The organism is Halobacterium sp. MBLA0001 (assembly GCF_049705385.1).
Lineage (GTDB): Archaea > Halobacteriota > Halobacteria > Halobacteriales > Halobacteriaceae > Halobacterium > Halobacterium salinarum.
In genome coordinates, this window is record NZ_JBNAMQ010000004.1 from 16,944 (window position 1) to 29,534 (window position 12,591).

Annotated in this window: 9 protein-coding genes; 5 read left to right on the plus strand and 4 right to left on the minus strand. The window is 50.3% G+C overall.

Annotated features, from left to right (window positions below; translation table 11 throughout):
- Positions 1–94: 94 nt before the first annotated feature.
- A complete protein-coding gene (locus ACOZ32_RS00475) occupies positions 95–1,264 on the minus strand; it encodes an ISH3 family transposase (RefSeq protein WP_285255186.1) in 1,170 nt (389 codons plus the stop codon).
- Positions 1,265–1,807: 543 nt separating this feature from the next.
- Between ACOZ32_RS00475 and ACOZ32_RS00480 the strand changes: the two genes are divergently transcribed.
- The 4 genes from ACOZ32_RS00480 to ACOZ32_RS00495 all read left to right on the plus strand — a co-directional run bounded on the left by ACOZ32_RS00480 (position 1,808) and on the right by ACOZ32_RS00495 (position 7,037).
- Positions 1,808–2,047, plus strand: coding sequence for a hypothetical protein (locus ACOZ32_RS00480; protein ID WP_424334784.1), 240 nt, complete (start codon positions 1,808–1,810; stop codon positions 2,045–2,047).
- A gap of 849 nt (positions 2,048–2,896) precedes the next feature.
- Complete coding sequence (locus tag ACOZ32_RS00485) at positions 2,897–4,354, plus strand: IS66-like element ISH10B family transposase (protein WP_012289081.1); 1,458 nt, start codon at positions 2,897–2,899, stop codon at positions 4,352–4,354.
- A gap of 50 nt (positions 4,355–4,404) precedes the next feature.
- Positions 4,405–5,409 carry a polysaccharide pyruvyl transferase family protein gene (locus ACOZ32_RS00490; protein WP_424334785.1) on the plus strand — a complete coding sequence of 335 codons (1,005 nt, stop codon included), beginning with the start codon at positions 4,405–4,407 and terminating at the stop codon, positions 5,407–5,409.
- Between the two features lie 239 nt (positions 5,410–5,648).
- The gene (locus ACOZ32_RS00495; RefSeq protein ID WP_424334786.1) at positions 5,649–7,037 is read left to right on the plus strand and encodes a hypothetical protein; all 1,389 of its coding nucleotides are present in this window, start codon (positions 5,649–5,651) and stop codon (positions 7,035–7,037) included.
- On the opposite strand, the gene ACOZ32_RS00500 is transcribed toward ACOZ32_RS00495, so the two are convergent.
- The 3 genes from ACOZ32_RS00500 to tnpC all read right to left on the minus strand — a co-directional run bounded on the left by ACOZ32_RS00500 (position 7,011) and on the right by tnpC (position 10,878).
- Positions 7,011–8,066: a glycosyltransferase family 4 protein gene (locus tag ACOZ32_RS00500; RefSeq protein ID WP_424334787.1), complete on the minus strand. Its 1,056-nt coding sequence runs from the start codon at positions 8,064–8,066 to the stop codon at positions 7,011–7,013. The two genes, ACOZ32_RS00495 and ACOZ32_RS00500, sit on opposite strands and share 27 nt — an antisense overlap.
- 52 nt (positions 8,067–8,118) lie before the next feature.
- Positions 8,119–9,291: a glycosyltransferase gene (locus ACOZ32_RS00505; protein WP_424334788.1), complete on the minus strand. Its 1,173-nt coding sequence runs from the start codon at positions 9,289–9,291 to the stop codon at positions 8,119–8,121.
- A 159-nt stretch (positions 9,292–9,450) separates the two neighbouring features.
- A complete protein-coding gene (gene tnpC / locus ACOZ32_RS00510) occupies positions 9,451–10,878 on the minus strand; it encodes an IS66 family transposase (RefSeq protein WP_285253944.1) in 1,428 nt (475 codons plus the stop codon).
- 566 nt (positions 10,879–11,444) lie between these two features.
- Between tnpC and ACOZ32_RS00515 the strand changes: the two genes are divergently transcribed.
- Complete coding sequence (locus tag ACOZ32_RS00515; RefSeq protein WP_424334789.1) at positions 11,445–12,581, plus strand: glycosyltransferase family 4 protein; 1,137 nt, start codon at positions 11,445–11,447, stop codon at positions 12,579–12,581.
- Positions 12,582–12,591 lie beyond the last annotated feature (10 nt).

Consider the following 12,591-nt stretch of genomic DNA (forward strand, 5'->3'; position numbering starts at 1 on the left):
CGACGACGAGAGACGGGAAGCCGTCGCGTCGGCGGCAATCGCCGCCGACAGCGACGGCGTTGCCACTGATCGGCAAGGCGTACTCGATTACTAGTTACCGGTGAAACCGGTCGTCCGGTGGACGATTCGCGGGGACGGACCGACGCACTGCGAGGGCCGTCCACGCTGCCCGGGTCACCATATCGATGAACTCTTCGAAGGGCCACCACCAGAGGCGACGCCCGCCTCGGCGGGGCGTCGCCACGTACTCCCAGTGCAAGAACCGCCAGACATTCTGAATCAGGAGGCTGAGAACAACGAACAACAGCCGTCTCGTGGGATCTTGCGTTGTCGTCGAGATAATCGTTGACTCGGAGAGGCGATAGCTCGCTTCGATCCCGAAGCGTTTGCTGTAGTGGGATCGAGCCTGTCGTGGCTCGTCGATGAACGGCGCGTCGACGGCGTAGCCGTGACGCGCCACCCCATGCTCATCGTATCGACCATTCTTGTAGGTACAGTCGATCATCACCGGAAATTCGACGGTCCACTCGTGTTCGCCATAGGACGTCGTGAGATCGTGAGTGATCTCACGACTCCAGCCCTGGGTGAGTTCGGTCTTGATCTTCTTGCCCCACGAAATGACCGGGACGATGTACGCGAAATTGTGCGCTTGGAGTAACGTGAGACACTTCCCGTCGTAGAAGCCGCTATCGAGATAGACCGCTTTGACGTCGAACTCGAAGCTATCGATCAGTCCAAGAAACTCGGCGAGGACATCGCTGGCGGTGTCGCCGTCGGTGAGACGGCGCACCGCCAAGGTGTATCGCTTGTTGTTCACGCGTGCGTAGAGCGTGGCGTAGGCGTGGAACGCAGTCGTTCCTGCTTTGGCCTCGTTGTAGTAGAGGCCGTCTGTCTCGTCTTCGTCACCGTAGTAGGGCCGCAGGTGGAGGTCAGCAGCGACCTCCACCTGCTCAGGGAGGGTTTCGAGAACATCCTGTTGGAGGAGCGTGTTCCCGGTAGATTCGACGGTTTCGAGGTCGAACTTGGTCCGGAGATGATGAAGAACACCGTTGCCAGAGGGAGCGTCTTCGCTCTTCTCGCAGAGGGTGGATATCGAGGTCCCGTCGGCGGTCGCGCCGACGAGGACCTCGAAGATGTCCTCTGGGTCGATTTCTGCGTTCTCACCAAGATCTAGCGTGAATGCGCTGGTGAGAACGTTGACGAGAAAGTTAAGGAGCTGGTCTTCGTGGATTTCACTGTCCGCTTGCTCTGTTTGTTTGGTCACAACTCAGCAAGCGGACTTCTCAACTAACGGCTTTGTGAAGTACTGATTCCGCATTACCTGTCGTCTCCTCGATGTAGAGTCTTCTTGGTTATTCGCGATGACTCAAAGAAATACGGCCGATACTAAACGTCTACGCAGGATCGCTAGCGAGCGTGATATTCATTTTGTATTCATTCGTGCGCCCGCAAACCCTTCACGAGCGTCGACGAACCGGCGGCAACCGTGTCGACACCCTCCCATCGAACCTGTCATATCCCCCATTGGGATGGACCAGAGTAGACCATGTGGATGACGGATAGGTTACTTTTTCGTCAACTGTCGATTCATATGGAACGACGCCGCGGTTGGCAGGTTCCGCTTCCACGTGAATTGCATCTCCATCAATCCCATTCTCATACTGGATCTCAGAACTCACCGCATAGGTGTCTGCGTTACCCGTGATGTGAATAACGTTTCCTGAAATCCCGCGAATGTGCGACGGGTTGATGTTGGAGTAGTATCCCCCGAATTTGATCCCGTGGGCGCCGTTTTCGGAGAGGCGATGTGGAGGTCGTCAGTGAAGAAAGCAGTGCCTCAGTCAAAGACTATCTTGCCTTCGCTGGCCGCACTCCCGTGATTACCGCCGATGAAGATTTTAGACGCATCGGCGCCGGCTTCGATTCCGACGTCGTGGCGGGGGGTGATGTTGCGGTGAATTTTACCATTCGCTGGCGGCTCTTCGTTCGGTCGCTCGTAAAGACAAGCATCTCGCTGTTGGAGTTGTCTGATCGTCTTGCGGGGTAAAGGTGGTTGTGTTGATCTTGAATGTGAAGCTGAATGCTGATCTCGACAGCATCTCCGTACCACTTTCGGGACTTCCCCAGTTCGCAATTGAATTTATTTGACAGCTGAAACTGACGATGGGGGTATTGTGTCGCTGGAGGTTTTCACGGGCCTCCGATAAATTCGACCCTGCTGGTGTTGGACGAGTGTTCCACATCTCCAGTGACGAAAAAATATGTAGCTGCCGTTGTCGATGGTGGTTGTGAACCTCTAAAAGCTTCCCTGTCGGTCACCGAGTCCATAGAAATAGCCGAGACAGGGGCAATCTGGGACATTGATCCCAGAACGACCTGTAACTCTATCGTGATGGGCGTCTTATCGGGACGGAGAGCAGGGATATGGATTTCCCCACATCCAGCAGAATTGACAAGGTAATCGTTTGTCGCCTGGGTTGCCTCATTGTCGGTCGGTACTCCGTGGGATCTACGACAATTGACGTATCCATCCCGCCCCAACCAATGATATAGCCTTGTCCGAGGGCTGAGTAGTGTGATGTATTAATATCCTGTAATGGTTTGTTAGATAGATCCTCTCTAGTTATAGAAAATATCCCTCTATGGGGAACTATAGGATCTCCCGGATGATATTGAATTTATTACATATACAGCATCAGATCTGAAAGAGAAGATAAACTGGTTTTATATATCGTACGTGTTTAGCCCCGTCTGATTTCGTCACTGTCTCGTAGGTGGTGGCCTGTGACAGATACATGGTCTGTCAGCAGGGAGTCAGTCTACATTCTCAGGGATGGTCTCCGCTGCCCGGAGACCATCCCGTCGGCCCTGCTGTCGTCGTTTCGAGGTGGAATCGATGAGCTGGGACGATCTCTCCAAGGACGAACTCCTCTCGCGGTTTCTCCAGATGGAGGAGCGAATCGACGAGCTGGAAGAGAAGATTGCCCAGAAGGACAAGCGGATCGAGGAACAGAACGAACGGATCGAAGAGCAGCAAGAGCGGATCGAAGAACTCGAAACACGTCTCCGGAAGTACGAGAATCCACACACTCCACCCAGTAAGCGACGGTCGGGGACCGACGAGTCCCCGACCTCGCAGGACGACGAAGACGACGATGTCCGAACTGATGGTGGTACTCCCGGTCGAAAGGACGGTCACAACCCGGAGTGGCGCTCTCCGCCCGATCCTGATGAAGAAATCGAGGTCACCTCTGACTGTTGTCCCGAGTGTGGCGACCACTTCGACGAGTCGGTGGGCGTCAGCCCCCGACTCGTCGAGGAAGTCCCGGATCCACAGCCACCAGAAGTCACCCAGTACAACCGACACCGCTACCAATGCGACTCCTGTGGAACTGAGACGGTTGCGACTCACCCCGACTGCCCCGATGAGGGGCAGTTCGGGGTGAACGTCATCGCGCAATCTGCCCTGTCACGGTACGATCACCGCCTTCCCTACCGGAAAATCACGGACCGCTTCGAGCAACTTCACGGACTCGAACTCTCAGGTGCATCCGCGTGGCACGCGACCGAGCGCGCTGCGCGCGCCGGTCGCTGTGAGTACGAGCAGATCCGTCGAGAGATTCAGGAGGCTGAAATCGTCCACGTTGACGAAACCGGCATCAAGCGTGACGGTGACCAAGCGTGGATCTGGACGTTTCGGACGGACGAGCATACGCTGTACGCGGTCAGAGAGAGTCGTGGGAGTGATGTTCCCGCGGAAGTCCTTGGCGAGGACTTCGCGGGAACGGTCATCTGTGATGGGTGGACGGCGTATCCAGCGTTCAGCAGTACGCTTCAGCGGTGCTGGGCACATCTTCTCCGGGAGGCTGAAGACGTTGCTAGTGACCACGAGGAGGCAGAACCGGTGTACCGGTATCTCAAGCAGATGTTCGTCGGTCTCCAGTCGTGGCTGGAGACCGACCCAGATCCTCGTGCGAGAGCACAGATGCATCGAGCGTGTCAGGACGGCCTCAGATCGCTCGTTGAGCGGTCAGTGACCGACGAACCAGTGGCAACACTCCTCGGGAAGATCGAAGGTGGACTCGACCACTGGCTCACCTTCGTCGGTGAGCCAGCGGTCTCCCCGACGAACAATGCCGCAGAAAACGCCCTTCGTGAACCTGTTGTTCTCCGGAAAATCATCGGAACACTCCGGAACGACCGTGGCATGTTCGTTCACGAGACGATCTTGTCCCTGCTGGCGACGTGGCGCCAGCAGGGACGCAACCCATACGAGGAACTTACGCGGGTTGTCCACGACAACGAAATGATCTCACGAGAGCAGACTGTGCCGGTTGTTGAGACCTCGGGGTAAACACGTACTATATATCTAGGTTTATATGGGGTGAACGATACTGGGAAGGCATGAGGATACTACTGCTAAGGACTTGGACAACGAACATAGGAAATGGGTTTATTGACAAAGGTGCCTATTCATTAGTAAAGCAAGCAACTGAAGACGATGAAATAATTGAAGTGAGCGGGTTTCCTAATTTAGTTGCGGATCATAAATCCCTTGGGGAATTGTCTGGGATTAAAGGGGCAATGGGATCTCTTGGCTCATGGCTAGCTAATCTTCGAAGGCAAAAATCTGATTACCCAGAACGAATTTTAAACATCTCTGAACTCGTCGATCCCGACGTAGCTATTCTCCCAGGTTGTGTTCTCTATCAACATGGTGTTGGAACATATCTTCCTGTACTGAAGAATTTGCAGAAGCGAGGGATCCCTCTCATTCTATTAGGAGCCGGAGGCGGCGACTACAACAGTGATACTATAGAAGAGACAAAGTCAATGCTGGAAGATATTGATGTCCATGGTATAATAACTCGCGATAAGAAGGCATATAAACACTATACAGATATTGCTGAACAATCTTATAATGGAATAGACTGTGCTTTTTTTATTAACGATTGGTACTCACCACCGTACGCAAATTCCACATTTGACATGGCTACATTCGATAGCATAACCGAACCCGATGTTGGAAACGGGAGGAGAGTCATTAGGGCCAATCATAATCCGTTTGAACAACCACATAGAGGCATAATCAAGCAATTAAAATTCAGATTCGATAACCGCAGATTCTACAACAATGATGATATATTTGTTTCGGATAATGTAAAAGACTATCTCTTTTTATATGGGAATTCTACAGTTACCCACTCGGATAGAATCCACGCTTGTGTACCAGCATTAGCGTACGGTAAAAAGGCTAAATTCTACTATGATACACCACGAGCAGCCTTATTTGATCGAGTTCTTGAAGATGACATCACAGACGAGATTGTTGCCCTTGATAAATCCGAAATTGGGAAGGAAAAAAGGGAACAGGTATCAGAGTTGAGTGATATTATATCAAATATATGACATTTATGATTGGTTCGCGAAGAGTAAAGGCCTTAGGAATAGCACTCGTCCTTTTGTCCACCGGATTTTTTTACTACAGCTTTTTCAGTAGTAATACACCTATCTATGTACCTTATGTCATACTGTTTCTAATGTATCTAATTTTGCTGATAGTATCAGTCCTAGTCAAGAAGAGATCAGTAATAGTTCTTTTCCTAACATATGTGGCGTTTTGCCCAGCCCTGATCGTAATAGATCCTATGGAATTTGGGCTATTTGGATATGACCCCTACATTCGCACTTTACCCGAACTTCATGGGTTTATAAATTTCACATCACTAAGCGAATACATTAATGATGGCGCTTCTTGGCCTCTGTTTTACTCTTTGGTCTCCATAGGATGGGAAGTATCAGGGACAGAAATAGATGTATTCTCAAAGTACATCCCGATGATCTCAATCACGCTGCCATCACTATATTATCTATTTTTACGTAGACTCTATAACTGGCGTATAGCTGGAGCCGCTGCGACTGGTTTTGCATCTGTTCGAACCCTGTTGATGTTCGAGACAAAATTTGTAGATGAACTTCACGCAGTTATTCTGGTATTCATTTGTTTGTTAGCTGTCTCCATGGGAACCAAAAAGTGGACTCACAAAATTCAACTCATAATAACGACGATCGCAATCTCGTTATCCCATCATTTGACTGCAGTTATCGCCGCTCTATTTTTCACAACAAAACTAATATCTGGACAGGCAGCGGAATACATCCCCACATTTAGAAATGAGACCGCAGATAATGATCTAATCCCATCACTCATACTCTATCTGATGGTCACTACTATATTCGTTTACTTCGCTCAAGATTTTGTTCTGAGGTTTGGAGTGAAAGTGCTAAGGTTCCTTAATGGCGAAAGTATTGCGAGCGCTCCAGCGGGAGGAGTTAGCGGCCTTCAACATGTTGAGGGATTAAATTTACTTGCATATATTTCTCGTCTATCAATTTTAGTATTAGCGATTATGGCATTACTTCATATTTACCTTTTCTTTTCTCACCACGAGAACTCAGATTATGAACTGACGCTAATCTTCTTCTCTGGCATCATCTCCAGTATATATTTGGGTCTGCTTGTAGTCGGAACGATTATTCCAGTTGACCCCATTCGATTTTTAATTTTCTTATCGGCTACTATCTTACCCCCTGCGTTAATGGCTATTTTCAAGCTAACTGAAAGCCATACCTTAGAATCAGTTAGTACTATTCTTGCTTCATTTCTCATCTGTTTATTTATATTGACACAAATATCAGCTATCCCACCTCACGTAATGCAATCCGATGTTGAAACGACTGTCATTGGCCAAGGCCACTATTCGAACGCTCAATTTCAGTCCAGTGAATGGGCCAGCAAATATCATAACGGAAGAATTGCAGGCTATGAATGGGGTCTTTGGGCAGCAGAAGAGAATGAGTTTATAGATCCTATATACGTAGATAACGATGATTGCGGATCAACAGTACTTGTTTGGAGAAACGATTCTCATATCAATGATTCTTCTTTGAGCAGCCCGATATACACTACTGGAGAATTAGACCTAATCAATTGCGAGAACTCCCTTGCTTCAAAAGATCGTATTATATCTCCTTAATGCGTTATCCTTTGAATATCTTTCTTCAATATAACTCCTGCAGGTATCTGATATCGTCTCCATGTAGGGAGTATCGAGGCAAGTGGGGATTACCGTAGATAAGTCGTCTACTCGGTTCTTATCTATTAGAAATCCATTATTCCTATGGTCTATGACATCAGATATAGCGCTTATCGACGTACCTAAAGGAGGCGTTCCGCAAGCCATTGCTTCGAGAAGCACATTAGGCAAACCTTCTGATGAAGAGGGCAATACAAATAGTTTGCAGGAATTATAAAAATCACAGAGGTCGTCGTCTGTCACGAATCCTTTGTACTCAACGTTAGCATACTCTTCAGACAGTGTCTCTACTGAATCACTTAGTTCACCTGCACCACCGATCACTGTCTTAAATGATGGGTTATTCTCAGAAATTTCTCGAACTGAATCGATTAGCTTGTGAACATTCTTTCTCTTATTAAGCGTCCCCAAATACCCAATATCATATCCCCTATCTGAAATGTTTTTCTTTTTCCGGAACCTGGATAAATCAACATAAACGCTACCGACCTCTGACTTACCTTTTAAATCCTCTTTCCCCCAATGCTCTAGCACACCAGGTGATTCAATTATCAATTGATCAGCAATATGCATATTTGCCATCGCTATCTGAGGGAGGAACTTTATATTTGGTTTCTGAGCTACAAAGAGCTTCGTTTCAATTCCCAGTATTTCTCCCAGTAGAGTGGGAAATATATATGACGGCGATCTGAGAACGATATAATTTAGACGAGAATGATATTCAACCACTTTTTTACATGTAGCGAACTGATATTCTAGAAACTGCTTTGCTTTGTCATCAAAGTCGTTCTGAATCTCTAGTTTATATGGGTGCCACGTGATATCACCTTTATCCGCTGGTTTATCTCCACTAAGAACAAATGTATTGTCAACAGATGAGGATATTAATTCCGTGAATTTCTTCAAGAACTCTTCTGAGCTTTTACTACTATATGGGTCTCCGATTACTAAGGCGCTTGATTGGGGCATGTTTTAATTAGTTATCTTGGTTTCCATTAATATCACTGGTAACTCACCAGGTTCAATTCTGATAATACAGTTCACTGAGACGTTGATAATTTTTTGCCATATCAAACCGCTCTTTCGCCACATCTTTATTAACTCTCTGGTCATCTAGATTTGACAAAGATTGCTCAAATTGATGTGATGATACAGGGTCAATTACCTCACAACCGGAAATGTCATTAAATGGCTCACAGACTCCGGGCATATCTGAGATTATACAAGGAGTACCTAGAATCAGGGATTCCTGAATTATTCTTGGTGCCCCCTCGGTCCGATAGGTGGAAAGTAAAGTGACATAGTCACAAGTCTGTATTAGACTTGGAATGTTCTCATGGTCTATGAAGTCATCAATGTGCTTTATACTATCATAGTTGGACGCTCTAGATATAATCTCTCCTTGGATTTCCCCTCCTTTGGAACCAGTCGGTATACCAACTATGAGTAGATTGATATCTTTATCAATGTTTTTATGATGGTTTAGCAATTCTAGGATTCCTTTCCCTTCAGATATTCTGCCAGCATACAGAATAGTTTCTTTAGTCTTAATGTCATTAATATCCATTTTTGACAGGTGTTGGTTGAGGAAGGATATATCTCCGGATCTGTTATCGAACAACTCAATGTCCACCCCCGTAGGTATAATCTCAGCGCGGCGAATGTTTATGCCACAGTCTCCACATAAATATTCAATCTCTGATTCTGATTTAAAGTGTACTACGTCTGCCAAAGGAAGTACATATTTATAATAGAATATAAGTATCATATAGAACAGATATTGACTATATTTGTTTGATGATTTAGCTCCCTTAGCATATTCCGGAGTTGCTTGTTTTGGCAAACCTCTCATTGAAATAATTGATCTAATACTCAAAAGATTGCCCACTGTGATTGCGCAAAGCGGACCCCCATAGTAATCAATAGAATGTATAACGTTATGGTTTGTTTCGTCTATAAGTTCCCTATACAATATTAGAACAATACAGATGATTGAATAAAGTGGGATCAAGGGTGTTCGCCGGTTCCTTACTACATCAACAAATTCCACGTTGTCTGGAATATCAAAATCTGGATTCTCATCTGTAGCTCGATACACAGTCATTGTGCCCACGTGATCGGATATGTGGTCAATTCTCTGCTCCCACACAGAGGACCATTGCCCAAGCGACACAAACGCTAAATCTGTAGTCATCAGTAGGAGATTGATCTTTAAAGCACTACTTTGTTTCGGATGGCTACAAGGTGTTGTTCAGATAAGGATGAAGAGGAGGCGGAACAATTTATGAGTGATTAATGCTCGCCCGCCTCAACGGAGGTATCGACTGCTTCGAATTAGATTTTGTGTATGTGTTTACCCCGAGGACGCAACAGCCGGCACAGCGTGAGCTCGTGAGATCATCTCGTTGTCTCGGGCGACTCGTTTGAATTCCTCGTAGGGGTTGCGTCCCTGCTGGCGCCACGTCGCCAGCAGGGACAGCAGCGTCTCGTGAACGAACATCCCGCGGTCGTTCCGAAGTGTTCCGATGAGCTTCCGGAGAACCACTGGCTCACGTAGTGCGCTTTCCGCAGCGTTATTCGTCGGGGAGACCGCTGGCTCACCGACGAAGGTGAGCCAGTGGTCGAGGCCTCCTTCGATCTTCCCGAGTAGTGTTGCCACTGGTCCGTCGGGGACTGACCGCTCAATCAACGATTCAAGCTCTCTTCGTGCAACACGCTGTAATTCTGCCCGCTCACGCACTGTCAAGTCGCTCTCCAGTCGAGCCTGGAGAGCGACGTACAACTCCTTGAGAGCACGATAGATCGGTTCGCCTTCAGCCTGCTGTTCAGCGGCGTCTTCAGCTTCCCGGAGAATGTGTGCCCAACACCGCTGAAGCGTCTCACTGAAGGCTGGATACGCCGTCCACCCATCACAGATGACCGTTCCCGCGAAGTCCTCGCCGAGGACTTCTGCGGGAACATCGCTTCCACGACTTTCTCTGACCGCGTACAGCGTGTGGTTCTCGGTGGTGAACGTCCACAGCCACGCCTGTTCGCCGTCTCGCTTGATTCCAGTCTCGTCTATATGGACAACGTCGGCTTGCTGGATCTGGCGACGGATCTGTTCGTATTCACAGCGACCGGCGCGCGCAGCGCGCTCGGTCGCGTGCCACGTGGACGCGGCCGAGAGCTCCAGTCCGTGTAGTTGCTGGAAGCGGTCTCCGATCTTCCGGTAGGGAAGTCGGTGATCGTACCGAGATAGCGCCGACTGAGCAATAACGTTCACCCCGAACTGCCCCTCGTCGGGGCAGTCGGGGTGTGAGGCGACAGTCTCGGTTTCACAGGAGTGGCACTCGTAGTGGTGGCGGTTGTACTGTGTGACTTCCGGTGGCTGTGGATCTGGGAGTTCCTCGACGAGTCGGGGGCTGACGCCCGCCGACTCGTCGAACGCTTCGCCACATTCTGGACAGCAGTCACAGGTCACCTCGATTTCTCGATCCGGGTCAGGAGCCTCACGCCATTCTGGCTCGTGTCCGGCTTTTCGACCGGGCGTGCCACCGTCAGTACGTGGCTGTTCGTCGTCCTCGTCCCCATCGGACGAGGACGACTCTTCATCGCCTGGATGTTCCTTGCTCGGCGGTGTATGTGGTCCTTCGTACCACCGGAGCTTGGCTCTGAGACGCTTGTTCTCCTTACGAAGTTCTTCGAGCTCCTCAACCTGTTCCCGAAGCTGCTGGTTTTCTTCTTCAAGCGCAGCAAGGCGGTCGAGTATCTCTTCTTCGGTTGGCTCCGACGGAGTCATAACCAGACGAGACGGGATGGTCTCCGGGTCGGAGACCATCCCTCGAAGATGAACTCGTTCGCCTGTTGCATCGACCTACTGCACTGCTCGTACGGGTCCTAGGAGAGACTACCGAAATCGCTCTGGGGCTAAACACGTACGATTTTGTGAAGCGAGAGGCGACAACCAGGTCCGCGATGGAGCTTGGTATCCGAATGCACCGGACTGGATTGTCATTTTCACATATCGTCTCTATTCTACACAAGTTTAGTGTCGACCAACCGTCACAACTGATGCAAAAAACCTATTCAGTGCAGCATCTCCAGACAGAAGTCGATCGAATAGGGTACGACAACTACGCTGTTGAGCAGTAGGGTGTCCAAGACGGGTCAGGACTGTTTATCCGCCTACACGACAATGATGCACGTCAATTCCTCGACGATCCGACGATTGAACACGCGCCCACAGTATGACCGAAAGTTCCCAGTTCCGCTCAAAGAGGAGAACACGACTAAAGTCTAGTCTCCTTTTCTGCACGAAAGCAGAGCCTTCAAGGTTCCGACTCGCTAGAGTACAGCCACCTTTCGATGAACATCTGTTTTGTGAGTAATGTTGTATATCCGTTCAACACCGGCGGCGCCGAAAAACGCATCCACGAAATCGCCACCCGCCTCTCCGACAAAAGCCACGACGTCACCATCTACGGCCGGCACTTCTGGGACGGCCCCAAACAAACGACCCATGAAGGAATCACCCTCAAAGCAGTCAGCCCGGAGCGCGAACTCTACACCGACGACGACGGCCAGCGCTCCATCACCGAAGCCCTGGAGTTCTCCAAAGACGTACTCCGCCCACTCCGACGCAACATCGACGACCACGACCTCGTCGTCGCGAGCGTCTTCCCGTACTTCCCCGTCCTCGCCGCCAAGTTCGCCACCCTCGGCACCGACACCCCGCTGATCACCACCTGGCACGAGGTCTGGGGCGACTACTGGCGCGACTACCTCGGCCACCTCGCCCCCTTTGGGAAATTCACCGAACACCTCACCGCCCGCGCCCCTCAGCACCCAATCACCGTCTCGGGGATCACCGCCGATCGACTCGCCGATATCGGCCCCAACCGCAACAGCATCCGGACCATCCCCAACGGGATCGACTTCGAGCAGATCCGCGCCACCGAGCCCGCCGCCGAGGATTTCGACGTCCTCTTCGCCGGGCGACTCATCCCCGACAAGCGCGTCGACGTCCTCCTGCGGGCGTTCGATCGCGTCGCGCCCACCGAAGCAACCCTGGGCATCGTCGGCGACGGCCCGGAACGCGAGACGCTCGAAACCCTCGCCGGCAACCTCGACGCAAGTGACCAGATCACTTTCCTCGGCTTCCTCGATGACTACGAGGACGTCCTAGGCAACATGCGCGCCGCGGACGTGTTCGCCTCCCCGAGTACCCGCGAAGGATTTGGCATCACCTACGCCGAGGCGATGGCCGCCGGCTGCACCGTCATCGGCGCCGACCATCCCGACTCCGCTGCTGACGAGGTCATCGGCGACGCTGGGTTCCTTGTCGAGCCAACCGTCGACGCCCTCACGAAGACACTCGAAGCGGCACTTTGCGGTGACCGACCATCTTCGGACCCCGTCGAACGCGCGCAGCGATATGACTGGGACGCAGTCGCCGACCAAGCTGAAACTGCGTATCAAAGTGCCATCGACGAATCCTGGTGAAAATCAGCCC